The organism is Priestia sp. J2, assembly GCF_020790095.1.
GTDB lineage: Bacteria > Bacillota > Bacilli > Bacillales > Bacillaceae_H > Priestia > Priestia zanthoxyli.
This window is the reverse complement of record NZ_CP086208.1, coordinates 3,412,215-3,436,465: the sequence shown is the minus strand read 5'-3', so window position 1 is coordinate 3,436,465 and position 24,251 is coordinate 3,412,215. Positions and strand designations below refer to the sequence as shown.

The window sequence follows — 24,251 nt, the reverse complement described above, 5'->3', positions numbered from 1 at the left end:
TTGAGTATTTGTGTGCATATATAATTTTATTATTGACAAATGTACGTACAAATAAATATACTTAAGTTGTTAACAAATTCAAACAGCGTTACATAAAACGGAAAGCGCTTCCTTACTGCTATAGGTATCTTTATAGCTATCAGAAAGGAGATTAAACGTGAAAACAACTCAAGAAACCATAAAACAAGCAATTGCTAAAGGAAAAACGTCCCTTGGAATTGAACTTGGATCTACTCGTATTAAAGCGGTGCTGATTGACGAAAATTTTGAAACGATCGCATCAGGCAGTTATGAATGGGAAAATCTCTTGGAAGACGGTTTTTGGACGTACAACTTACTTGATATTATTACAGGTTTGCAAAGTGCTTACCGTGAAATGAAGCAAGAAGTGGAACGAAGCTACGGAATCACCATTCGAACAGTTGGCTCTATCGGCGTTTCAGCTATGATGCACGGATATATGGCGTTTGATAAAACGGGTGAGCTGCTTGTTCCGTTTCGAACGTGGCGTAATGCAACAACAAGCGAAGCAGCAAAAGAATTAACTGAACATTTTAACTTTAATATTCCTGAACGATGGAGCATTGCGCATCTGTATCAGGCAATCATCAATCAAGAAAAACATCTGCCGCGTATCCATTACATGACAACACTAGCCGGCTATATTCACTGGCTGCTAACAGGCAGTAAGGCGCTTGGCATTGGAGATGCTTCAGGAGTGTTTCCAATTGATGAACGCACGCAAAATTACAGCGAAGCGATGATGAAGCAGTTTGACGAGCTCATTTCTTACAAAGGATATTCGTGGCAACTATCAGATATTCTGCCTGCAGTTCATACTTCAGGCGAGCAAGCAGGCACGTTAACAGCGATAGGAGCTAGCATTTTAGATCAATCAAAAAATTTGCAGCCGGGCATTCCGTTTTGTCCTCCAGAAGGAGATGCAGGAACGGGAATGGTGGCGACAAATAGCGTAAGAAAACGCACGGGAAATGTTTCAGTAGGAACGTCCGTTTTTGCGATGATTGTACTAGATAAAAAGCTTTCAAAAGTCTATCCGGAAATTGATTTGGTTACCACGCCCAACGGCAGTCCAGTTGCCATGGTTCATGCGAATAACTGTTCAAGCGACTTGAACGCTTGGCTCGGATTGTTTCGTGAATTTTCGGAGGCGATGGGGCAAAAAGTAGAGTCGGATAAATTGTTTGAAGTGATGTTAAATAAAGCGTTAGAAGCTGATCCAGATGCAGGGGGCTTGCTTAGCTACGGCTATTTCTCAGGTGAAAATATTACCGGAGTAGAAAGTGGACGTCCGCTATTTGTCCGGTCAGCAAAAAGCAATTTTAATCTAGCAAACTTTATGCGAACGCATCTTTTTACAGCTTTTGGCGCTTTAAAAATAGGAATGGATCTTTTAGTAAAAGAAGAAAACGTAAAGATTCACAGCATTTTAGCGCACGGAGGATTATTTAAAACGCCGGTAGTGGGTCAAAAAATGATGGCAGCGGCAATTAATACCCCGGTTTCCGTCATGGACACAGCAGGAGAAGGCGGCGCGTGGGGCATGGCTATTCTTTCTTCTTATATGCTCAATAAAAGTGAGAATGAAAGTTTAGAAGATTTCTTGGATGATAAAGTTTTTAAAGAAGTGACCGCACAGGAAATCTACCCTGACGAACTCGATGTAAAAGGGTTTGAAGCATTTATTAAAAGATATAAAAAAGGGCTAGTAATTGAAAAAGCAGCTGCCGAGCATCACAGCGAAGAACGGGAGGAGTTACTGTGCTAGATAAATTAAAAGAAGAAGTATTTCAAGCAAACCTCGATTTGCCAAAACACGGACTGGTCAAGTACACGTGGGGAAATGTAAGTGCAGTTGATCGAGACAGCGGTTTGTTTGTGATTAAACCAAGCGGCGTGACGTATGAAAAAATGACGGCACAAGACATGGTCGTCGTCGATTTAGATGGCCGCGTGGTAGAAGGTGAGCTTAACCCGTCATCTGATACGCTGACACATGCCGTACTATATAAACACTATCCCGAAATTGGCGGTATTGCTCATACGCATTCAACGTGGGCGACCATTTGGGCTCAAGCAGGGCTCGATGTGCAGGCAATGGGAACGACTCATGCCGATACCTTTTATGGTTCCGTACCGTGCGCGCGCTTTTTGACAGAAAAAGAAGTAAATGACGGATATGAAGTGGAAACGGGCAAGGTGATTATTGAAACGTTTGAAAAGCGCGGTTTAGATGTGCTGGCAGTTCCTGGAATTTTACTTCAAGGACACGGGCCGTTTACGTGGGGAAAAGACGCCAAAACGGCGGTAATGAACAGCGTCGTATTAGACGAAGTATCCAAAATGAATTTCTTTACCCAAAAATTAAACGGGCTGGCTGAAGAGCTGCCGCAGCGTATATTAGACAAACATTATTTACGAAAACACGGACAAAATGCGTATTACGGGCAAGGGAATTAAAAGACTTACATACAGAAAAGGGGATTATCATGTTAAAAACGACTCAAAAAGAATTTTGGTTTATTGTTGGTTCACAGCATCTTTACGGAAAAGAAGCGCTAGCAGAAGTAAAAGCACACGCGCAAAGTATGACTGATACTTTAAATGAAAGCGGTATCTTACCTTATCCGCTTGTGCTGCAAGATTTAGCTGTGAGTGCTGATACGATTACAAGCATGATGAAAGAAGTGAATTACCGAGATGAAGTTGCCGGTGTAATCACGTGGATGCATACGTTCTCGCCTGCAAAAATGTGGATTCGCGGTACCAAGTTACTGCAAAAACCGCTGCTTCATTTGGCAACACAATTTAACGAAAGTATTCCTTGGGAAACAATTGATATGGATTTTATGAACTTGAATCAGTCCGCTCACGGTGATCGTGAATACGGCTTTATCAACGCGCGTTTGAACAAGCAAAATAAAATTGTAGTAGGCTACTGGGAGCGCCCCGACGTACAGCAGCAAATTGCACAGTGGATGGACGTAGCCGCTGCTTATAACGAAAGCTTCAACATTAAAGTCGCGCGTTTCGGTGACAATATGCGCAACGTGGGGGTAACAGAAGGAGATAAAATCGAAGCGCAAATTCAATTTGGATGGACGGTTGACTACTTTGGAATCGGTGACCTTGTTCAATATGTAGATGCCGTTACGGAAGAAGAAATCAATGATTTATTTGCTGAATATGCCGACGCGTATGAATTTGTTTACGGCGATTATTCTGCAGAAGACTGGGAATCTAGCGTAAAAGTACAGGCAAGCTATGAAATTGCGATTAAACGTTTTCTAGACGAAGGCGGCTACAGCGCTTTTACGACTAACTTTGAAGATCTATACGGCATGAAGCAGCTTCCTGGTCTAGCGGTACAGCGCTTGATGGCACAGGGATACGGCTTTGCTGGTGAAGGAGACTGGAAAACAGCGGCGCTTGACCGCTTGCTCAAAGTGATGAGCCATAATCAGTCAACGGGCTTTATGGAAGACTACACGTATGAATTGGCTCCCGGACGTGAGTCAGTGCTTCAATCACACATGCTTGAAGTAGACCCGACGCTAGCAGTAAACAAGCCAAAACTAATCGTTTCTCCGCTAGGTATCGGTAACCGCGAAGATCCGGCCCGCTTAGTGTTTGACGGTAAACAAGGAGAAGGCGTAGTCGTTTCTATGGCTGACTTCGGCACGCATTACAAGCTGTTAATTAACGAAGTATCGGCATTTGAGCCGGAAGTTCCAGCCCCAAACCTTCCGGTAGCACGCGTGCTTTGGAACATTAAGCCGAACTTTCAAGACGGCGTTAAAGCGTGGATTGAAAACGGAGGAGGCCATCATACGGTTCTTTCATTAAATTTAACTACGGATCAAATTGTGAGCTATGCAAAGCTTGTGAATTTAGAGTACGTCATTATTAAGTAAGCATCATTACTTCCAAGGGAGCGCTGCTTCCTTGGAAGTGAAAATATAGCGTCAGTAAAAGAACGCCGTATTTAGAAATAAATGAAAGCGTTTTAAATAAGTGTGGCAGGAAGAAAAACTAAGACAATACAAAGGGGATATAATCATGAGTAAAGTATCAAGTAAGTTTATCTTCTTCTTCGGCTCATTTGCCGGTATTTTATTCGGTTATGATATTGGGATTATTGCTGGTGCAGAAGGTCATATCCGTGAAGCGTTTCATTTAAGTCCGCTGTGGCTGGGGGTTGTAGTTTCATCGCTAATGGGTGGAGCCATTATCGGTTCTATTTTAAGCGGATTATTAGGTGATAAGTTTGGACGAAGAAAGTTAATTTTAATTTCCTCTATCATTTTTCTGTTAGGCTCCATAGGTTCAGCGATTGCACCAGAGGAAATTACGTTAACGATTGCGCGCGTCTTTTTAGGTACAGCAGTGGGAACGGCTTCTTCGCTAGTTCCTGCCTATATGTCAGAAATTGCACCTGCTCATATTCGCGGGAAGCTTTCAGGTTTAAATCAGCTAATGATTGTAATTGGATTATTATTAAGCTATATAATAGCCTTTATTTTTGAGCCGGTTCCAAACAGCTGGCGATTAATGCTTGGCAGCGCCGGTATTTTTGCAATCGTCTTATGCATCGGTATGATCAAGCTTCCAGAGTCACCTCGCTACTTAATTAAAAACGGAATGGCAGATAAAGCGCGTGAAGTACTGCGCACGCTTCGTTCCTCAGCAGCGGAAGTCGAAGCTGAAGTATCTGAAATTCAAAGCGTAGCTGTGCATGAACAATCAGGCATTAAACAGCTGTTTCAGAAAAAGTTTCGTTTAGCTTTAATTATCGGTGTCGGAATGGCAACTTTTCAGCAGATTCAAGGCTCCAACTCAATTGTTTATTATGCAACAAGCATTGCCCGTCAAGTTGGTTTAGCGCCGCAGGTAGCTGCTGGTTTTACGGTTATTGTTGGGGTAATCTTCGTTGTGACAACACTTATTTTTCTGCAGTTTGTTGATAAATTCAACCGCCGTACCATTCTTACGGTTGGCGGAGCGGGAATGGCTCTTTCCTTTTTTACACCGGCTATTCTTGGAGCAGTAGGCGTTAATGAATCCGTTGTTAACTGGGTTACGTTAATTGCACTTTGCTGCTTTATCCTTTGCTATGCGTTTTCTTGGGCGCCGCTTACGTGGATCATTGTAGGAGAAATTTTCCCGCTTTCTGTACGCGGAATCGGTGCTGGTATTTCATCTGCCTTTAACTGGACAGGATCGCTGGCAGTAGGGCTTGTGTTTCCAATTTTAGCCGATCAGTTTAGCTTAGGCGTGATCTTTTCAACATTTGGGATCATTTGTGTTCTCGGATTATTCTTCATACGCTTTGTTGTTGTCGAAACCAAAGGGCGCAGCCTAGAGCAAATTGAAACAGACATGGCAGCTCGTTCTGAAAGAAATTCTTTAAGTCCCGTTGAGCGTAATAAATATGTTTAATTGTCGTAAATGTTTTAAATGTAAGGTGCTGAGATAAAAATATGTTAGCTGAAGTGAAAAACTAACCACTAATCAAACACTTTGATTAGTGGTTCGTTTTTTATGGTGAACGCAGGTTTCAGCTGTTTCATTTCTTCTAGCAGTTGATTGGAGAGCAAGGCGAAGACTCCTGCGGGAAAAGCGGAACAGGTGAGACCCCGCAGGCGCACAAGCGACGAGGAGGCTCATCGGCCGCCCGCGGAAAGCGAAGCCTTGCACGGAAATCAACTGCGGGGCAACAAGCGGTTCAGCTCATGTCGGCCTTTGCTCGTCTTTGGATTATGCTCCAGCTCTTATTAATAGATACTGAGATTCTAGCTTTTATGTTGTCCTATCCGTGCTTAACAAAATGAAAGAATAGATAGGCTATGGAAACTAATTTAAATGTGCGTTCTTCTTACAAGAAGATAGTGACCTTCATCAGCAAATTTCCATATAAATAAGTAAGCTTGTTTACTTTTAACTAAATTTATTTAGTAATAAGGGGATTAACTAGTTGATGAATTTGACGCTTCATGAACGTTCTGAAAAGTTATTAAAGCAAAGAATTAAACAATTAAATCCGAGAGATCCATTCAACTTTGTTTTTATGGGCGACAGCAGAGGTGACGGACCAAACGATAATTGTTACACGATGAGCGGTGAATTTGAGCTTGTGTTAAAAAAGGCGGTGGAATTGAATCCGCTGTTCATTATTCATGGGGGAGACACCGTGTATACAGGAGAAAAGAGGTATTTGGAGCACTTTGTTAAAGTTGTCGAAAAAATAGCACCAAACATTCCCGTGTTTGTATGCGTAGGGAATCATGATGAATTAAACCTTGAAGAAAGCAACCTCGAAAACTTCAGAGCCACTATCGGAAAAGTGCACTGGGTCATTGATATTCCTGTCTTTAACTTCCGGTGCATCGCATTAAATAATATCATCAGTCCCAAGAATAAAATATATGGATTTACAGATAGAGAGCTGAATTATTTAGAGCAGCAGCTAGAGGATGCTCCTCGTAATACCGTTGTAGCCATGCATGCGCAGCCAAATATTGGCCGGTGGTCAGACCTGGGAGGTTTTCCTGTAACGACTCCTCAAAGTCAAGAATTTTTTGATTTAATTCAAGAACATCGCGTGAAAAAAGTGTTAGTCAGCCACGTGCATGCGTATGACGAGCAGTTTATTAGAAAAAACAGAAACGGGTCGTTTACGCTTGGAAGAGGTACTGATTTTGTATTATCAGGAGGCGCGGGTGCTCCCCTTGACTTTGAACCGCCTTTAATTTTAAATAATTATAATTTTACGGAGTTTTTTGTTAGCCGGTACGACATTTTAGGACCTCTTCTTTGGAAGGATTTTGGACGACCTCGAAGAAGTTGTTTGTAAAAACAAGAAAGTAGAAAGCTAGGTTCAAAAAAAAGAGGCTGGGAAAAAAGGGTTTTAGGCGAAATGAAAAATGAACCACTAATCAAGCATCTTGATTAGTGGTTCATTTTTTTATTAGGGTAAACGTAGATTTCATGTGTATAGGTCTTTCTAGCAGGTGATTGGAGCACAAGACGAAGACTCCTGCGGGAAAAGCGGAACACGTGAGACCCCACAGGAGCTTATGCGACGAGGAGGCTCAGCGACCGCCCGCGGAAAGCGAAGTCTTGTACGGAAATCAACTGCTGTGTCACAAGCGATTCAGCTCATGTATCCCATTTGCCTTTAGATTGGATTCACTTGGTTATGTCTCAACCTCTTTTGGAAAACCGTACGAAACCTTGTAGCAGAAGGCCCAGTCAAGCGTTATAATAGATAGTGAATGATGATATATTCTCTATATTTGTCATATATTTGTATTACATATGTAATTGAAGAAAAATATTCACTTGATATACTGTTTAATGACTTAACTTTATCTTAACATTCACAGTGAAATGCGTGTTTATAGAGGCTTAAAACATACACAGCAAATGGAGGAGCTATCATGGCAAACGAAAAGATGCAAGAAGGACTCAATCGTTTTATTAAGGAAGATTTAAATGACCTTTTAGGTAGACTGTTCCCTTTAATGGACCGAGAATGTGCGGAAGAAAAGAGAATGCTTATCGAAACGGCGGTAGAGTACATCTATTCTTCAGGGTATCATCAAGGAGCAAAAGACTTGATCGAAACACATCGAAAAGATGATTACAAATTATTAAGGCAAAAATTAGCGTCAACGCCTCCTGAAAACTAATTTTTTTGAAATTTCTTTTGACAACATAAATGTAAGGTGTTAAGATGACTCTACATTCAAAATATTATAAACAATTAAAACTCTTATTGAGAGAGGCGGAGGGACTGGCCCTGTGAAGCCCGGCAACCATTTAACAATCTTGTTAAAAAGGTGCTACATCCTGCAAAGCGTACAGCTTTGAAAAATAAGAGAGGATTTCATAGATACTATGCCTCTCTATTCATGATAGAGAGGCTTTTTATTTTATGTGAATATGTTTTGAATGAACAATTTCATAGAAATGCATCAGGTGCTGTGTAACGAATGTACGCAGCTTAAAAGGGAAGACCGGTGAAAAGCCGGCGCGGTCCCGCCACTGTAATGGGGAGCAACTTATTAACCACTGTTTCATGTTGAAATGGGAAGGGATAGGAAGCGATGAACCTAAGTCAGGAGACCTGCCTGTTGTATGCACTTAAGCTCTACGGGATATAGAGAGGAGTGAGGAATACGTGTTGAGAAAAACAGGCTATCTCAACTTTAGTTAAGTATGCGTATCATCTCTCTTTTCATTTCGAAAAGGGAGATTTTTTAGTTTAGCGATAAAAAAATATATAGGGAGTGGAAAAAATGAGCAGTGTAAAAAGTTCAAATGTAGGTTATCCAAGAATTGGTGAAAAACGAGAATGGAAAAAAGCGCTTGAGCAGTTTTGGGCAGGAAAGATAGAGAAAGATATCTTTCTTCAGGAAATTGAAGCTCTTCGTCTTGGGCATCTGAAAAAACAGCGTGACGCAGGAATTGAATTAATTCCAGTCGGCGATTTTAGCTTATACGATCACGTGTTAGATACAGCCGCTATGTTTGGTTTGGTGCCAAAGCGCTTTGAATATAACGGAGGCCCGGTATCCCTTGAAACGTATTTTGACATCGCCCGAGGAACAAAAGGTGCGGTAGCCTCTACGATGACAAAATGGTTTAACACAAATTATCACTATATCGTACCAGAGCTTGACGAATGTACGCCTGCCCTTGTAGAAAATCGTCCGCTTCAATTTTACAAAGAAGCAAAACAAAAGCTGAATATCAAAGGCAAACCCGTTATTTTAGGTCCAGTAACATTTGTGAAGCTGTCAAAAGGATATAAAAAAAGTGAGTTTAAAAAAGTAGTTGAACAGTTTGTTCCTCTTTATGCAACAATCTTAGCGGAGCTGGAGGCAGAAGGGGTCGAGTGGGTACAAATAGATGAGCCGATTTTAGCTACAACGCTATCAAAAGAAGACCTGGCACTGTATAAAGAAGTCTATGAAGCTTTGAAAAAAGCAGCACCGAATGTAAAAGTCATTTTGCAGACGTACTTTGACAGCGTAGATTACTATAAAGAAGTAGTTGCTCTTCCTGTTCACGGAATTGGATTGGATTTTGTACATGACCGAGGCGAAAATCTCACGGCGCTTAATAAATATGGTTTTCCAACTGATAAAGTGCTGGCAGCAGGAGTGATTGACGGACGAAACATTTGGCGTGAAAACTTGGACGAACAGCTTTTAACAATCAGTGAAATTGAAGAAGCTGTATCAAAAGACCGTTTGATTCTGCAGCCTTCATCAAGTTTATTACATGTTCCTGTCACGGTGAAAAGCGAAAAAACCATTGAGCCAATTCTAAAAAACGCGCTGTCTTTTGCAGATGAAAAGCTGAAGGAAATCACGCTTTTAACAAAAGCGGTGCAGCAAGGAAAAGAAGCAATTGAAAAAGAAATAAGTGTAAGCAAACAAGCGATTCAAGCATTAAATGGATCATCTTTTCGAAACCATCAAGACGTTCAAAAAGAGCTGAAGCAGCTGCACAGCTATAAAGCGGAGCGCCAAGCGCCGTTTGACGTACGTCAACGCGTTCAGCAAGAAGCATTTCAACTGCCGCTTCTTCCAACGACAACAATTGGAAGCTTTCCGCAAACAAAAGAAGTGCGAAAAGAGCGTCTGAAGTGGCGTAAAGGAGAGTTAAGCGATGAAGCATATGAAGCGTACATTAACGCTGAAATCAAAAAATGGATTGAAATTCAAGAAAACATCGGCTTAGATGTCCTTGTGCACGGAGAGTTTGAGCGCACGGACATGGTTGAATACTTCGGTGAAAAATTAGGAGGTTTTCAGTTTACGAAGTTTGGCTGGGTGCAATCATACGGTTCTCGCTGCGTGAAGCCGCCGCTTATTTACGGAGATGTCTCGTACGAGCAGGCGATGACAATCAAAGAAACGGTCTACGCACAGTCTCTAACCAATAAGCCTGTTAAAGGAATGCTGACGGGGCCAATTACAATTTTAAACTGGTCGTTTGTACGTGATGATATCTCACGCTACGACGTGGCCAATCAAATTGCGCTTGCTCTTAGAAAAGAAGTGGAAGCACTTGAAAGTCAGGGCATCTCAATGATTCAAGTAGATGAACCGGCGCTGCGTGAAGGACTGCCGTTAAAACGAGAAAACTGGGAAAGCTACTTGAACGCGGCGGTGTATGCGTTCAAACTAGCCACGGTATCGGTGCAAAACGAGACGCAAATTCACACGCATATGTGCTATTCAGAGTTCGAAGAGATTATTGATGCGATCAAAGCGCTTGATGCCGACGTGATTTCCATTGAAACGTCCAAAAGCCACGGTGAATTAATTTATGCGTTTGAAAAACATACGTATAACCAGGGAATTGGACTTGGCGTATATGATATCCACAGTCCGCGCGTACCGAAGCTTGAAGAGCTGACACGAAACATTGACCGAGCTCTGAAGGTGCTTGACCCTGCACTGTTTTGGATTAATCCCGACTGCGGCCTTAAAACAAGAGGAATCAGCGAGACGGTTGAAGCTTTAAAAGTGATGGTTGAGTCTGCAAAACAAACAAGACAAAATTTATTACAAAACGTTTAATAACAAGAAAGTAAAGACCAAGCACTGTAAACGCTACACTGCTTGGTCTTATAGGTTTTTTAAAGGCCAAAAATATCCATTGACACTTCCCGTAGATTTTTGTATCTTTTTAAAGGTGTTTTTAAAATCAGGGAGGTACAACATGAGTAACAACAGCACGCAGCACGTTAAAATTGTAACAGCGGATCCATCAGCGCTAGGCCTATTCGGACTTGCCATGGTGACACTTGTTGCATCGTTTCAAAAGCTTGGGGTAACCGATGGTGTTTCATTGGTATTGCCATGGGCAATTTTTTTAGGCGGGATAGGACAGCTAATTGCGTCTATGCAAGATTTCAAACATAATAATACCTTCGGCGCAACTGCTTTTGGTGCCTTCGGTTTATTTTGGCTAGGTGTAGCTATGACATGGCTTATTCAGCTTGGCGCATTTGGGGAAGCGCTCGCAAAAGAAGCGGATCCGAAGCAACTAGCATTTGCTTTTGTCGGCTATTTGATTTTCAGCGTTTTTATGACAGTTGGAGCAATGGGCACTCATAAAGTATTATTTATTATTTTTGTGTTAATTGATTTCTTATTTATTGGATTATCGCTAAGTACATTTGGTGTGGCATATGAATACACGCATTTACTAGCAGCAGTGTCAGAGCTATTAATCGCTTTGTTTTCATTCTATGGATCTGCAGCGGCTGTATTAAATACTCACTATGGTCGAGTTGTGCTTCCGGTGGGCAAGCCATTTGGTGCATTTATTAAATAATCAAGACGTTCATTAAACAGCGAAGTAGGGTTGAATTCTGTATGATGCAGAGGTCAATCCTTTTTTGTTTGTGCGTTTTTATATATAGTAGAAAGAGAGAAAGAGAATAGTAGCTTTTAATGAAAGGAATCGTTTCAATGATTATAAGACAAGTGGATGAAAAAGATTTAAACCAATTAATTACGTTAGAAAACAAAGGCTTTACACCTGAAGAAGCTGCCTCAAAAGATGCATTTATCACACGGATCAAAACCATTACTGATACGTTTATCATCGCTGAAGAAAATGAAGAAATAATTGGATATGTGAACGGACCCGTCATTTCAGCTCCGTTTATTACGGATGATTTGTTTAAAAAAACGATTTCGAACCCTGAGACAGGTGGTCATCAAAGTATTTTAGGTATCGTTGTAAACCCCAAGCATCATCATAAAGGAATTGCCAGTATGCTGCTAAAAGAGTTTGAAAAACAAGCACGGAATAAACAGCGCGTAACGGTGACTTTAACGTGTAAAGAAGAATTGATTCCGTTTTACGAAAAAAACGGATATGTGAATCAAGGATTGGCTGATTCTCAGCATGCAGGCGTGCAGTGGTTTAATATGAGTAAGGAGCTTTAATTTTAAGAAAGAAATAAGGAAATGGAAAAGCACAAGCTTCTTTTAAAGGATTTGTGCTTTTTTACTAGTTTCAGCAAATATATAGAAATAAGGGAAAAGTGGACAGGACAAAAGTATTTTAGTTGAAGGAAGATCCGAACGATGAATTGAGATTCTTAATGAAGAATCAAATTCGTTCGGTTTTTTTATTGTGATGATGAACATGTGCTTAATCTATTTCGTTGCTTCTAGCGGTTGGTTGGAGGTCAAGGCTCACCTAGTCCGCGGAAAGCGAAGTCTTGCACGGAAAGCAACAGCGGGATTCATCCTCAATCATTTATCCCGTTTGCTCGTCTTTAGATTGAATTAATTTTGTTATATCTCAATCTCTTTTTTAGGTAGGTAAGAGACATTAATTTGTCAAACATATTTGACAGTAACAAGGAAGATAATATAAGATATGGGTGTAAAAAGTTTTTTACATTTTAGAGATGAGTGATGAATGGTGGAAAACCGAATTAAAGAACTGCGTAAAGTTAAGCGGATGTCTCAAGATGAACTGGCGAAAGTATGCGGCGTATCGAGACAAACGATTAATGCAATTGAAAACAATAAGTATGATCCAAGCTTAGCGCTGGCTTTCCAGCTGGCCCAAGAACTGGGAGCAACAGTAGATGAGCTGTTTTTATTTCATAAATCATGAGTTAGTTAAAAAAAGGTAATGTGAAGCAACGATCTTCCTAGTAGGCGTGTTGACGATTCTGACCTATAAGCGAACAATACATAAGTAGGTAGAAGATTAATACTATTTCTATTGCTTCATATAAAAAATTCACCAAGAGATGGCGGTGAAATGAATGGAAAATCGAGCTGCAGGAGTAGCTCTTACAAGTACGGGCATGTTACTGTTGATGATAACGTTAATACTTCCTGTTCCGGGATTAATCTATAGTTTACTTGTAGGAAGCAGCATTGTACTAAAAGGATGCGGAACAGGAGGAATAAAAAGGTGTATCACCTGAATGCAGCGTGATGTAGAAAAGGAGGTTCCTTTTGAAAAAAAGAACGATTATTATAGCTGCACTTTTATTTATCGTCGTATTTTATTTTACATATACCGGGAAAGCCTATCAGTTAAAAGACGTCATAAAAGTAGAGGAAGCAAACGTTACGCGTATTGAAATAGATACGGACGAAGGAAAACGTGTAGTAGATGACAAAAAAGAGATAAAGCAAATCGTACATTCTTTAGCAAAAATAGAAGTGAAAAAAAGCAAGGAGCTGGACCCAAAGTTTGACCAGGCGTACTGGGTAAAAATCGTCGAAAGCGGAAAAGATGCGTACGGATTAACGATTTACGATGACGATTACATAAAAGCGTTTAACTTTGAAGATAAAAAACAGGCGACGTATACGATTGTTAAAGATCAAAAAGTAGATGTTAAAAAGCTGTTTTCAACTAAATAAAAAACCTACTAAAAAAGACAGCCTGCGCTGTCTTTTTTTATAAAAATAATAGATTGAAAATTTTGACTATTTTAAGTGGAATTAATCCTTGCCTATATAATTAATAAATGATTGAATTAGGTCAATATCGGGGTTAACTAACAGTGCTGGAAGAAGGCCAAATGTTAATAATACAAGGACGTTTGATCCAATAAAGATGCGAAGTGCTTTTTTGATTTTCATGATATTTCCTCCCTTTTTTATATTTTCGTATAAAAAGAGAAAAAAATCAATAGAAATGTGACGAAATTGTGAACTTTTTGTCTGATAGTCCCTGATAGATTATAAAAATTCCCTCTCTGTACTAGATAAAGAGGGGATATAGTAAATCATAAAATATGTAGAAACATTAAAAGTACATGCGCAGATTCCCGATAAATCGGTAGAGAAAATAGCATGAAAAGCCAATTAAGATACATCCAGCTGCAATAGAAACCCATTTGATATAAAGCTGATTCAGCACTTTTCTAGTTCCAGAGACAATTGTCATTAAGCCCAGATCATGAATTAAAATTCCCGTTAATATTCCGGCAGCAATTACTAGGAAATGAAAAGAGTGAGAGGATTGAAGCGAATTTGTCAGCACCGTTCCAAACACGCTCAGCCAAAAAATGAGATTGCTCGGAGAAATCGCAACAAAGATTCCGTTCACATAAGAAGAGGCAAACGACTTTTTTACGTGTTCTCCAGGAGCCGTTATATCATGATCCGCGTGTCTAATGCTGTCATAGCCAATATAAAGTAAAAAAAGTGCCCCTACAAGCCACATAACAAGCTGGATAAAAGGAGCAGACAAAAAAGAAGCCAGTCCAGAGTAAAGAAGCACAATTAGCAACAAATCAACCGTCATGCCTCCAAGTCCCACAACCCATCCGTGAAGAAACCCGTTTTTTAAACCTTGTTTTGTCATTTCAATCGTCACCGTGCCAACCGGAAGGGCAATCGAAAGACCGAGCAGCACATTTGTTAAAAATAACGTCACCAAAAACAAAACCTCTTTCAATCTCGTATCTACTATCGTTTTCCGTTTAAGTGGTCTTTCATTATATAAAAATATGTAATAAAATTCAATATTATGAATAAAAAAACATACAGTGAAGATAAGAGGAGGAAAAAAGTAAATGAAGTTAATTTGTGAATCGTTACAAAAAGAAGACTATATACAAGAACTTTCTGAAGTGAATTTTACACATCCTTTAATTCAACAAAAGGTACGTGAACTCAAAAGCGGCTCGCCTTATTCTCCAATAGCGTACATAAAAAAAGCGTACGAGTTTGTGAGAGATGAAGTTTCTCATTCATGGGATATTCAAAGCAGAATCATCACGAAAACGGCTTCAGAGGCTTTAAAAGAAAAGGAAGGAATTTGTTACAGCAAATCTAATCTACTAGCCGCTTTGCTGCGTGCAGAAGGGATTCCGACAGGCTTTTGTTATCAAAGATTAATCCTTGGGGATACGATAGACACAGGCTACTGTATTCATGCGTTAAATGCTGTCTACATCAAAAGTGAAGAGAAATGGATTCGATTAGACGCGAGAGGAAATAAAGAAGGAGTGCAAGCCGACTTTTCGCTAAAAAAAGAAAAACTGGCTTTTCCAGTAAATCCTACACAGGGTGAAGTAGACTATGCGACTATTTATACAAAACCTCGCAAAGAAACAATGGACGTGTTGTCTCAGCACGAAGACTGCTTGGATATGTATTTGCACTACTTGCCTACCGAGCTATAAAAAGCGGCTGGGATAAACGTATTTTAGTTGAAGGAAGATCCGAACGATGAATGGAGAACCTTAATAGAGAATGAAATTCGTTCGGATTTTTTATTGATAGTTTCATGTATGTGGCTGCTTCTAGCTGGTGATTGGAGGGCAAGACGAAGACTCCTGCGGGGAAAGCGGAACAGGTGAGACCCCACAGGAGCGTAAGCTACGAGGAGGCTCACCGGCCGCCCGCGGAAAGCGAAGTCTTGCACGGAAATCAACAGCGGTGTAACAAGCGGTTCAGCTCATCTCTCCATTTTATTCGTCTTTAACTGAAAAATTAGTATGCCATCTCTTCACCATTTTAAACGCTTTCCTGCACGGTGGTTGACGGTCTTTTAAACGCAGCAACTAACCACACAATATTCGTAATCAGTAAGCCTAAGCAAGAAATCATTACACCTATGATGGAAGCTAAGTTTCCTGAGAAATCTTCCAGTCCAAATAAAAACAGAGCCGGCATTAGTAATAGAGTACTAGCAGCGATTAAAAGTCCAATGCTGCAAAAAGCAGCCATCACAAATTTTAAGAAATGCATTCCTAGCAGATAAAATGCTAAAGGCAACAGATATAAAAATAGAATCATGCCAAGAGATAACCACATCCCAACTGAACCGAACGTGTTAACATTTGGACCTGAATCTGCTAGAGGTGAAAGCGAAGCAAGAACCAAGATAAAGCAGAAAAATAGGGCAGAAAGCAAAGTGGTGATCGCTACACTATTTTTTGTTGTCGAATTACGCACTGTTTGTTAACCTCCTTTCTCAATAAAAAAAGTATATGGATTAATTTTACAATATAAAAGTCCGGAAATCACCAATTTTTTACAAAAATATTCGATAGGCTGGATAATAATGAAGAGAAGATGGGTTGAGATAATACACGTGAACATATTTTTTGTGTGGGCCTGGATAGTGGGTTTCGTGCCAGTATTGCGTCAGTATTGTTTGAATAGGATGCGAATGAGGGGCCTCTCCGTAATGTCCGTAGTAGATACCGCTGCCTGAATAAGGAGAATACATAAAATCACCTGCCTGCTTAAATGAATGTGTTACACGGTATGTTTTTACGTTGGTTAACGTTCTTCTACAATGCAAAAAGGGCACAATTAGGTCATTGGCTATATGAATGCTCCATTACAGTAAAAAAGACCTCTAAAAGCACGAGGTCATAAGCTAAGCATCTGTATGTTCTTCACTGAGATTTCTTTGAAAATCCAAAAAACGAGTTCCTTGAAACGTCAGTATTCCTTCGTCTCCTTCTGCAAGCTTGCCGTACTGGCTGCCTGAAACAGTAAATTCAGAGCGGTCGGTGCTTTCAAATTGAAAGGTTACGTAGTAAGTTGTAGACGTATGAGAGTGGTGATGTTCGTGAGCATGGCTGTTATGGTGCTGGACGTTTGTCCGTTTGCCCGTAATTTTTGCTTTTACAGATAGACGGGGAGACTGCTCATTTTTGCTCCACGTGCTGATTCCTTTAAAAATAGAAAATAAGAAAATACCAATAACAATAACAAAAAATAGCATAACAAACGTAGGCATTCCGTTAAATAACGCATCGTCTGGAAAAAAAGCGCCTCCGCTTAGGTCAGCATCACCTTCAAAAACAATGTCATCTCCGGACGGGTTATCTTCAAATATCATTTCATCTTCAAACATTCGTATTCCCCCTTACTATAAATACGGTTCCTGAATGGAAAAAGTTTCATCTTTATAGTAGTCTTATGATAGGATAGCTAGTTACTATTCATACATATGAGTGAACAAGGAAAAGGAGAGATCAACATGGGGAAATACAAAGTTGTTATGTCTGGAAAGACGTGGCCAAACGCTTACGAAAAGCTAGCGGAACACTGCGATATTCAAATGTGGGAAGGAGAAGGGAAGATTCCACAAGAAACGCTGCGCGACTGGCTTCGTGATGCTGACGGCTTTTTTAATATCGGCCACATTACAGTAGATGAAGAACTGTTAGAAGCAGCACCGAATCTGCGCGTTATTTCTCAATCGGGCGTCGGGTATGACAGTGTAGATGTCGAAGCGTGTACCAAAAAAGGCGTGCCGTTTAGCAATACGCCGGGCGTGTTAGTAGAAGCGACGGCTGATTTAACGTTTGGTCTCTTATTGTCAGCAGCTCGCCGCATTCATGAAGGCTATGAAAAAGTGAAACAAGGAAACTGGGAAACGGTATTTGGCGTTGATTTATTTGGAAAAACGCTTGGTATTGTTGGAATGGGCGATATCGGAAGCGCCGTTGCCAGACGAGCAAAGGCATCGGGGATGAACATCGTTTACCACAACCGAAGCCGCAAGCATGAAGCCGAAAAAGAGCTTGATGCCGTATACCTCTCATTTGAAGAGCTGCTTCACACAGCTGACTGTATCGTATGCTTAGTGCCGCTTTCAAATGAAAGCAAAGGCATGTTTGGAGAAGCGGAATTTAAAGCTATGAAAAACAGCGCGTATTTTGTGAACGCAGCGCGCGGGGGATTAGTGGATACGGAAGCACTGTACGAAGCGCTGAAACATGAAGAAATTGCGTATGCCGCACTGGACGTAACAGACCCAGAGCCGCTTCCGGCAGATCACAAGCTGCTGCAGCTTTCAAATGTGCTAGTAACGCCGCATATTGGAAGCGCTACGTACGAAACGCGCAATCGCATGGCAGATCTAGCCGTACAGAACCTGCTTTTAGGTCTTGAGAAAAAGCCTTTAGTGACGTGCGTGAATGAAGAAGTGAACTACAAGTAAGAAGAGATTTTTTGTTAAAAGCATTACAGCTTATTTTTTCAATTATTACCGTTGGACTGGCTCTTTATATGATGCTCACTCACAATGACCAGTTCCTTTCGCTTTTAAATATACTCCTAGGCTTAACGATGCTAGTTTTAGGAGCAATTGAGTGGCAAAAAAGAAAGAAAACCAGCGCGTGGCTGCTGTTTTTCGTTGCGCTATTCAGCTGGTTTGCCGGTCTTTATCGCATGACGATTTAAAAACGCTTGGCATTTGCCAAGCGTTTTTTTAATGTGCTTTTAGCTGCGTTTCTAACACGTTTTCAATAACGGAAGCTACTCCGTTTTCATCGTTTGTTAATGTAACGTCATCAGCTAGTGCTTTAATTTCTGCATGCGCATTTGCCATAGCGATTCCTTTTCCAGCTCTTTGCAGCATCGATACGTCGTTAAAGCTGTCTCCAATGGCAATGGTATCGTGAAGAGAAGCGCCAACCTCTTTTACAACGTAGTTTAATGCGTTTCCTTTTGACGCATCTTTGTGTTCGAGTTCAAAGTTATGATCAGCGGAAGAGACAAGGGTCATGTCGTGCTGCTTGCTAAAGTGATCCCAGCCTTTTTTTCGTTTTTCATCATCAAATGAAAAAGCCAATACGTTATAAAGCTCAGCGTTTGTATTTAAAATATCTTCATACGATGCAACAAAGGCAAATCCCGTTTGGCTGTACTGCTTAGCCGCCGCGTGATGAAGTCTTTCTTCGTCCACGTTTTTATTGGCGCTTTTTACTCGGTCAATTTCAATGGCCAGCAGCTCACGGCCTGAGTTTGGCGTATAAATGGCATGTTCAGCAAACACTTCATAATAAAATTCGTTTGCATCCAGCCACTGAAGCGCTTCTTTTACGTGATGGGCATCAATTGGAACAGAATGTCTGAGCTGTCCGTCCGGGTCATGAATAGTCGCTCCGTTTGCGGCAATCACCCAAAGGTTGGAAAGCTCAGCTTTTTTTAAAATTTCCTGCACGTCGAAATAAGCGCGCCCCGTAGCAACCACGACTTCAACTCCGTGTTTTTGCGCTTTTTTAATTGCTTCTGCATTAATTGTGCTAATTTCACTGCTGCTATTTAAAAGAGTTCCATCTAAGTCTGTAAAAATCATCTTCATAAACTATCTCTCCCTTTGACTATTATTACTTGTTTTTGCATGTTTTATCTTGTTTATCCTACAATAAACGAAAAAACACTGATAATCAAGCGTTTTTACATTGTTTTTACAAAAGAAACAAGTATAATAAAGTAAAAAGCAGAAAGAAAACAGGTGAACAAGCAATGTTAAAACAAGAAAGACGCAAACAAATTATGAATTTGCTTGAAAAAGAAGGGCGCATTGTAGCTACGACGCTTAGCCAAACGCTGAACGTTTCAGAAGATACAATCCGCAGAGATCTGCGGGAAATGGACGCGCTTGGTCTGTTGCAGCGCGTACACGGAGGAGCGCTTCCGCGTTCCACGTCTGCGGTTGATTACAAAGAGCGTAAACGTGAATTGATGGATGTTAAGCATTCACTTGCCGTTGCGGCGCTTCCGTTAATTAAAGACGGGCAGGTGCTCTTGATGGACGGAAGTACAACAAATATTCAGCTCGTCAAAGCTTTTCCAAAGAATTTAAACGTTACGGTTATTACAAACAGTCCGTTAATTACCGTTGCACTAGCGGAACATGACTTTGTAGAAGTTGTTTCTCTTGGAGGAACGTTTCGAAAAGAATCGATGGTCACAGTAGGACAAAGCGTGGTTGATACGCTTAAGCAAATTCGAGCGGATCTTTGTTTTTTAGGCGTATACGCAATCGATCCTAAAATCGGTATGAGCATTCCTTTGCTTGAAGAAATGCACATCAAAAGTCAAATGATAAAAAGCGCGAGTGAAGTAGCGGCTATTGTAACAGCTAAAAAACTCAATACGTCTTCAACGTACACGTTCAGCTCAGCCAACTCACTAGATTGGCTCATTACAGAAGAACATGTGAACGAAACCGTGTTAAATGCTTATCGCGAAATCGGCATTGAAGTGATCACAAATAAATAGTAGTTTTGGTAAGGAAGTATATGGTAATGTAGAGTAAAAAAGGAGCTTGAGCGATGAGCGAACAAATAGATGTTACGCAGGAATTAGCGAAGCTTCAGCAAAGAGTCGAACACCTAGAGGAAAGAGTGGAAAAAGCAGAGTCCAGGCAAGGCCCTTTATGGTTTCTATGGGAAGCTATACGATCAATTTTAATTGGACTATTTATTGTAGGACCTGTGGTCGCCATTATTTTTGGCGTGTTAGGGGCACTATCCGGAAAATAAAAGACCCGTTTCTTTATTGAAACGGGTTTTTTATTATTATTTGTTTTCTGAATCAGAACGAAACTTCGTGCTGACAAAAATGATAATGGCTAATAGAATCACAATTGGCAGCCAAATAATTTCAAATTTATAAGCTGGCTCTGCAAGTGCGGCGATAACAGCGCCAAAGCAGTAAAGCACAAGAGACAGCGCGCGAAGAATCGCATCGGTGTTAAACGTTTTGCGGTAGCGAGGGCTGCGAAAACGTGCCGTTACGTCTTCAAAGAAGTTAGCAAGCGTCCCTGTTAATACAGTTGTAGAAATTCCGGCTACGCCAAGCTTTCGAGCGGCCGTTGTTTGAAGACCCATTGCTGAGCTTAATAAGAAAATAAATAAGTAAGTTAAGTGTAAAGAAGGAGAAAACGAAGATAAAAGTGCAAAAACAAGTAAAATCAATCCTTCTATTCCAAGGGCAATCGTTACGGCTTTAGGCCAAAACGTTTTTTCTTTGTTTCCAACTAGGATTGCAGCTCCTACAACTCCTACAATAAAACCTCCTAAAGCTGTGAGGGAATGAAAAACAGTTGTTTCAAGCGAGTTTCCGATTGCTAACCCAAGCAGCACGATGTTTCCCGTCATATTTGCAGTAAAGATATGGCCAAGGCTTAAGTAGCCAATTACATCCACAATACCTGCTGTTACGCAAAGAACGAGCAAAATAATGTTTCGATAAGTAGAATTCGTCACGGTAAGTCATCCTTTCTTTTTATACCAACTAAACAGTTTACCGTGAAGAAAAAAATCTGTCCAGAGAGTTGTCCTACAAATTTTCAAGTGTGTCCCACCCAAAAGCCACTTCAGATAGAGATGTACCATCAATGATAACGTCGGCGCGATCGATTCTTTTTCCGCCAAGCGCTTCATAAAATTGACAGGCGCCGTTTTGTTCAAAAGCCCATGTGAGCATCGTATGTATATCACGGTCTACAAGCTCTTGCGCTATTTTATGCATAAGCGCTTTGCCAATTCCTTTTCGCTGATGCTCTGTGAGTAAATACATGGCATACAGTTCTCCGGTATAGGAAGGATGCTTGTTGGTTCTTTCTTTACCATAAGAAGCAAAGCCTACGATTTGACCGTTTTCTTCTGCAACGAAAACAGAATTTGATTCCAGCTGCTTTTTCCAGATGGCTTTTCGTTTTTCAGCGTTCAACGAATGTAAAAAAGAATCCGGAACAAGTCCTTTATAAGTCGATTTCCAGCTTTCTACATGTACGTGGGCAATGCCCGCTTCATCACCAATTCTCCCTTGACGTATCATCTGCTCACCTCGTTTTTTTCTATATTTTAACATAAATTTAAAGGTGGTATCCCCGTTTTTCCGTTTTCTTTGTATATATATAGTAGCTATTTTACATAACAAAGGAGATGACGTAATGAGTAAATTATTATTAAAAGATCAGCCGTTACTTGTACTGCCGGCGCTTGCAGTCAAAGTAGGAGTGAACGGAGCGCTGTTTCTTCAGCAGCTTCACTACTGGCTTGAAAAAAGCGTAAACGTGCAGGACGGATATACGTGGGTATACAATACCAATCAGCAGTGGCTGCAGCAGTTTCCGTTTTGGTCGCTTTCAACAATTCAACGCATCATTTCAAAGCTTGAAAAAGAAGGGTTGATTATAAAAGGAAAATACAACCGCTCTAAATTTAACAACACGGTTTGGTACCGAATTGATTATGAGCAATTAGAAAAGCTTATGCCAAGCGATGAATTTGAAGAGCTCGAAGATGTCAATTTGACAGAAAGGGCTAGTCAAATTGAAGCAGCGGAGCCGGTCACAGTGACGGCGTCATTAACAGAGACTACAGCAGAAAATACAAATCAAATAAAAAGAGAAGAAGATGCGGATGACGCTTACGTCCAAAGGTTGGAAGCTGCTTTTATTGCTAGAAGAAACCGAGGGATGTATCCTTCAGCCAGTGATTTAAAGCATATGTACGAAGTCGCAAAAAGCGAAATACCACTAGAAACGGCGCTATCAGGACTGCATGAAGCATTCGATCGCTACGTGCCTAAATACAGTGGTGATACGATTCGAGCGTTTGCTTATATCAAACAGCATCTTTTTCATAAGCATTATGTAACATCACAGCGAGCGCTAGCGAGTCAACAGACTGACAAGCCGATTTCCTACCTCAATAAAAAGCGTGTCGTTCGCAGAGAATTGACGCCGGATTGGCTAAGAGAAAATGAAGAGGCAGCGCCTTTAGCTTCAGCTTTTAAAGACGATGCTCACTTTGAAGAAGAAAAGAAAAAGCTGGAAGAAAGTCTTCGCGAGCTGGAGCAAGAATTAAAAAATAATTGAAAATAACACTGGACTTTTATAAGATAAAAGATAGTAAACCTTTTGAAGACGAAAGGTTTACTTGGTAAATGAAAAGCGGCTTTTAAAGAAGGTGCGCCATAAACGTGATAAAATTTTTGTTTTTGCTGTTCATGCCTACAATCTTTGTTTTTTTCGGTTTGTGGCTTATCCAAAATGTGTTGGTAACATTTGTTTGCTTTTACGGCTGGATGTTTATGATTTTATATGCGAATAATAAAATTAACTTTAAGGTAGCGCTTACAAAGAAATCTCTTTATGTGGGAACTCTCAGCGGAATTCTATGTGCCGCTGCGATAATTGGAAGCAGCCTGCTTTTTTCTGGTAAAATCTTTCATGTGAAAGATATGCAAGCGGTTTTGCAAATATGGGGATTTAGCGGGTGGAAAGTTGCCGTTTTAGCCGTCGTTTTAATTTTTATTAATCCTGTTTTAGAAGAAATGTATTGGCGGGTGTATATACAAAATAAAGTGAAAAAGCATGTTTCTGTACTTGCTTCAAGCGCTGTCACATCAAGCTTTTATACGCTTTATCACGTATTCATTATCCTTCCTGTTTTTGTATTTCCGTTTAATGTGATCTCGGTAATAGGTGTCTTTTCAGCAGGTATGATGTGGGCGTATATAAGAGAGCAATATGGTATCAAAGGGGCCATCATCAGCCATGCGCTAGCGGATGCGGCGATTATGATTGTATACGGATTATATGTAAGATAGTGGTATTATATCAAAAAACCATGAATCGTTATTCATTTATAACTTGTTTTCATGGTATAATAACAATAATAGTAAAATTTTATCAACACATTTGAATTGAAATAATGTATACTTGTAATACAAAGATTGAAGCGTTTACATAAATCGGAATACACATAGTTAATCTGGGTCCGATGAAAACTAAAAAAAGAGAGAGAGATAATTACTTGGAGGAGGAATAGAAGTATGTTTGTACCTATTGAGCGTAAAAAAGTATCTAGTCAAGTGCTTGATCAATTAAAGAAAATGATTAAAGAGAAAACGTTCCCGCCAGAGTCTCGTTTACCGTCGGAACATGAACTGTCAAAAATGTTTGGAGTGAGCCGCGCACCAATTCGTGAAGCGCTAAGCGTTCTTTCTGCCAGTGGATTGATTGAATCAAGACAAGGCGGAGGAAGCTACGTAAAGCGTGTAAACTTAGTGGGCATGCTTGATCCAATGACGTTTGAAATGGTTGAAGCAGATCAGGTTCTTGAATTAATTGAAATGCGTATTATCATCGAGTCGCAGGCAGCAAGCTTAGCCGCGCTGCGCCGCACAGATGAAGAACTGATTGAAATTAAAGAATCGTTAGAAGCATTTAAAAAGACGGTTCATAACAGTGAAGAAATTGGACATGAAGCAGACTATCGTTTTCACCATGATATCGTGAAAGCAGCTCATAATTCATTCCTTCTTCATGCTGTAGAAGATTTAGGTCATTTGTATCGAAAAGCGCTTGCTTATTCGTTAAATAAAAGCCAAAAAGAAAATCGTAAGCAAACGGATGCCGACCATGAGCGTTTTTTTATTGCTCTATAGACTAAT

At 40.4% G+C, this 24,251-nt stretch carries 30 protein-coding genes and 2 riboswitches; of the genes, 23 read left to right on the top strand and 7 right to left on the bottom strand.

What is annotated here, in order from left to right; all coding sequences use genetic code 11:
• The first annotated feature begins 157 nt into the window (after positions 1-157).
• From LJY09_RS17745 to LJY09_RS17680, 14 genes are all read left to right on the top strand, one after another.
• Positions 158-1,789, top strand: a complete 1,632-nt coding sequence (locus LJY09_RS17745) for a xylulokinase (RefSeq protein WP_098999158.1) — start codon at positions 158-160, stop codon at positions 1,787-1,789.
• Positions 1,783-2,481, top strand: coding sequence for an L-ribulose-5-phosphate 4-epimerase (locus LJY09_RS17740; protein WP_098999159.1), 699 nt, complete (start codon positions 1,783-1,785; stop codon positions 2,479-2,481). Before LJY09_RS17745 ends, LJY09_RS17740 begins: the two co-directional genes overlap by 7 nt.
• A gap of 29 nt (positions 2,482-2,510) precedes the next feature.
• Positions 2,511-3,935: an L-arabinose isomerase gene (gene araA, locus LJY09_RS17735; protein WP_098999160.1), complete on the top strand. Its 1,425-nt coding sequence runs from the start codon at positions 2,511-2,513 to the stop codon at positions 3,933-3,935.
• A 145-nt stretch (positions 3,936-4,080) separates the two neighbouring features.
• Positions 4,081-5,460, top strand: coding sequence for a sugar porter family MFS transporter (locus tag LJY09_RS17730; RefSeq protein ID WP_228307362.1), 1,380 nt, complete (start codon positions 4,081-4,083; stop codon positions 5,458-5,460).
• Between the two features lie 143 nt (positions 5,461-5,603).
• Complete coding sequence (locus LJY09_RS17725; RefSeq protein WP_099331208.1) at positions 5,604-5,852, top strand: hypothetical protein; 249 nt, start codon at positions 5,604-5,606, stop codon at positions 5,850-5,852.
• Positions 5,853-5,998: 146 nt separating this feature from the next.
• Positions 5,999-6,874: a metallophosphoesterase family protein gene (locus tag LJY09_RS17720; RefSeq protein WP_223546690.1), complete on the top strand. Its 876-nt coding sequence runs from the start codon at positions 5,999-6,001 to the stop codon at positions 6,872-6,874.
• A gap of 157 nt (positions 6,875-7,031) precedes the next feature.
• Positions 7,032-7,202, top strand: a complete 171-nt coding sequence (locus LJY09_RS17715) for a hypothetical protein (protein ID WP_167387328.1) — start codon at positions 7,032-7,034, stop codon at positions 7,200-7,202.
• Between the two features lie 258 nt (positions 7,203-7,460).
• Positions 7,461-7,712 (top strand): hypothetical protein, encoded by a 252-nt coding sequence (locus LJY09_RS17710; RefSeq protein ID WP_028414722.1) that lies wholly within the window; start codon positions 7,461-7,463, stop codon positions 7,710-7,712.
• A gap of 80 nt (positions 7,713-7,792) precedes the next feature.
• A riboswitch (SAM riboswitch) is annotated at positions 7,793-7,903 on the top strand.
• Between the two features lie 79 nt (positions 7,904-7,982).
• Positions 7,983-8,172, top strand: a riboswitch (cobalamin riboswitch).
• A gap of 149 nt (positions 8,173-8,321) precedes the next feature.
• Positions 8,322-10,616, top strand: a complete 2,295-nt coding sequence (gene metE / locus LJY09_RS17705; protein WP_098113632.1) for a 5-methyltetrahydropteroyltriglutamate--homocysteine S-methyltransferase — start codon at positions 8,322-8,324, stop codon at positions 10,614-10,616.
• Positions 10,617-10,758: 142 nt separating this feature from the next.
• Positions 10,759-11,376 carry an acetate uptake transporter gene (locus LJY09_RS17700; protein WP_013058231.1) on the top strand — a complete coding sequence of 206 codons (618 nt, stop codon included), beginning with the start codon at positions 10,759-10,761 and terminating at the stop codon, positions 11,374-11,376.
• Positions 11,377-11,495: 119 nt separating this feature from the next.
• Positions 11,496-11,996 carry a GNAT family N-acetyltransferase gene (locus LJY09_RS17695; protein ID WP_228307361.1) on the top strand — a complete coding sequence of 167 codons (501 nt, stop codon included), beginning with the start codon at positions 11,496-11,498 and terminating at the stop codon, positions 11,994-11,996.
• A gap of 481 nt (positions 11,997-12,477) precedes the next feature.
• The gene (locus tag LJY09_RS17690) at positions 12,478-12,678 is read left to right on the top strand and encodes a helix-turn-helix transcriptional regulator (RefSeq protein ID WP_063247495.1); all 201 of its coding nucleotides are present in this window, start codon (positions 12,478-12,480) and stop codon (positions 12,676-12,678) included.
• A gap of 154 nt (positions 12,679-12,832) precedes the next feature.
• Positions 12,833-12,997 (top strand): hypothetical protein, encoded by a 165-nt coding sequence (locus tag LJY09_RS17685; protein WP_168761083.1) that lies wholly within the window; start codon positions 12,833-12,835, stop codon positions 12,995-12,997.
• A 31-nt stretch (positions 12,998-13,028) separates the two neighbouring features.
• Entirely contained in the window at positions 13,029-13,442 is a 414-nt protein-coding gene (locus LJY09_RS17680) for a DUF5301 domain-containing protein (protein ID WP_228307360.1), read from the top strand.
• An 81-nt stretch (positions 13,443-13,523) separates the two neighbouring features.
• Here the strand turns inward: LJY09_RS17680 and LJY09_RS17675 are convergent, their stop codons facing one another.
• Both LJY09_RS17675 and LJY09_RS17670 read right to left on the bottom strand, forming a co-directional pair.
• Positions 13,524-13,664, bottom strand: coding sequence for a hypothetical protein (locus LJY09_RS17675; protein WP_013058226.1), 141 nt, complete (start codon positions 13,662-13,664; stop codon positions 13,524-13,526).
• A gap of 166 nt (positions 13,665-13,830) precedes the next feature.
• Complete coding sequence (locus LJY09_RS17670) at positions 13,831-14,463, bottom strand: LysE family translocator (protein ID WP_048019640.1); 633 nt, start codon at positions 14,461-14,463, stop codon at positions 13,831-13,833.
• 139 nt (positions 14,464-14,602) lie between these two features.
• On the opposite strand from LJY09_RS17670, the gene LJY09_RS17665 reads away from it, so the two are divergent.
• Complete coding sequence (locus tag LJY09_RS17665; protein WP_154973918.1) at positions 14,603-15,214, top strand: transglutaminase-like domain-containing protein; 612 nt, start codon at positions 14,603-14,605, stop codon at positions 15,212-15,214.
• A gap of 127 nt (positions 15,215-15,341) precedes the next feature.
• Positions 15,342-15,476: a hypothetical protein gene (locus LJY09_RS27715; protein WP_255293408.1), complete on the top strand. Its 135-nt coding sequence runs from the start codon at positions 15,342-15,344 to the stop codon at positions 15,474-15,476.
• A 72-nt stretch (positions 15,477-15,548) separates the two neighbouring features.
• Here the strand turns inward: LJY09_RS27715 and LJY09_RS17660 are convergent, their stop codons facing one another.
• A complete protein-coding gene (locus LJY09_RS17660) occupies positions 15,549-15,989 on the bottom strand; it encodes a DUF5391 family protein (protein WP_028414713.1) in 441 nt (146 codons plus the stop codon).
• 430 nt (positions 15,990-16,419) lie between these two features.
• Positions 16,420-16,902 carry a DUF2500 domain-containing protein gene (locus tag LJY09_RS17655; protein ID WP_028414712.1) on the bottom strand — a complete coding sequence of 161 codons (483 nt, stop codon included), beginning with the start codon at positions 16,900-16,902 and terminating at the stop codon, positions 16,420-16,422.
• A 126-nt stretch (positions 16,903-17,028) separates the two neighbouring features.
• Between LJY09_RS17655 and LJY09_RS17650 the strand changes: the two genes are divergently transcribed.
• Together LJY09_RS17650 and LJY09_RS17645 are read left to right on the top strand one after the other, a co-directional pair.
• Entirely contained in the window at positions 17,029-17,994 is a 966-nt protein-coding gene (locus LJY09_RS17650) for a 2-hydroxyacid dehydrogenase (RefSeq protein WP_028414711.1), read from the top strand.
• An 11-nt stretch (positions 17,995-18,005) separates the two neighbouring features.
• Entirely contained in the window at positions 18,006-18,236 is a 231-nt protein-coding gene (locus tag LJY09_RS17645; protein ID WP_028414710.1) for a DUF3953 domain-containing protein, read from the top strand.
• Between the two features lie 28 nt (positions 18,237-18,264).
• On the opposite strand, the gene LJY09_RS17640 is transcribed toward LJY09_RS17645, so the two are convergent.
• Positions 18,265-19,140 (bottom strand): Cof-type HAD-IIB family hydrolase, encoded by an 876-nt coding sequence (locus tag LJY09_RS17640; protein WP_028414709.1) that lies wholly within the window; start codon positions 19,138-19,140, stop codon positions 18,265-18,267.
• A gap of 164 nt (positions 19,141-19,304) precedes the next feature.
• On the opposite strand from LJY09_RS17640, the gene LJY09_RS17635 reads away from it, so the two are divergent.
• Complete coding sequence (locus tag LJY09_RS17635; RefSeq protein ID WP_014458988.1) at positions 19,305-20,063, top strand: DeoR/GlpR family DNA-binding transcription regulator; 759 nt, start codon at positions 19,305-19,307, stop codon at positions 20,061-20,063.
• A gap of 53 nt (positions 20,064-20,116) precedes the next feature.
• A complete protein-coding gene (locus tag LJY09_RS17630; protein ID WP_028414708.1) occupies positions 20,117-20,326 on the top strand; it encodes a hypothetical protein in 210 nt (69 codons plus the stop codon).
• Between the two features lie 36 nt (positions 20,327-20,362).
• On the opposite strand, the gene LJY09_RS17625 is transcribed toward LJY09_RS17630, so the two are convergent.
• Positions 20,363-21,052: a YoaK family protein gene (locus LJY09_RS17625; protein WP_028414707.1), complete on the bottom strand. Its 690-nt coding sequence runs from the start codon at positions 21,050-21,052 to the stop codon at positions 20,363-20,365.
• A gap of 73 nt (positions 21,053-21,125) precedes the next feature.
• The gene (locus tag LJY09_RS17620) at positions 21,126-21,626 is read right to left on the bottom strand and encodes a GNAT family N-acetyltransferase (protein WP_033580165.1); all 501 of its coding nucleotides are present in this window, start codon (positions 21,624-21,626) and stop codon (positions 21,126-21,128) included.
• Positions 21,627-21,741: 115 nt separating this feature from the next.
• On the opposite strand from LJY09_RS17620, the gene LJY09_RS17615 reads away from it, so the two are divergent.
• From LJY09_RS17615 to LJY09_RS17605, 3 genes are all read left to right on the top strand, one after another.
• Positions 21,742-22,671, top strand: a complete 930-nt coding sequence (locus LJY09_RS17615) for a hypothetical protein (RefSeq protein WP_099331207.1) — start codon at positions 21,742-21,744, stop codon at positions 22,669-22,671.
• Between the two features lie 104 nt (positions 22,672-22,775).
• Complete coding sequence (locus LJY09_RS17610; protein WP_099331206.1) at positions 22,776-23,405, top strand: CPBP family intramembrane glutamic endopeptidase; 630 nt, start codon at positions 22,776-22,778, stop codon at positions 23,403-23,405.
• Positions 23,406-23,630: 225 nt separating this feature from the next.
• A complete protein-coding gene (locus LJY09_RS17605) occupies positions 23,631-24,245 on the top strand; it encodes a FadR/GntR family transcriptional regulator (RefSeq protein WP_228307359.1) in 615 nt (204 codons plus the stop codon).
• Positions 24,246-24,251 lie beyond the last annotated feature (6 nt).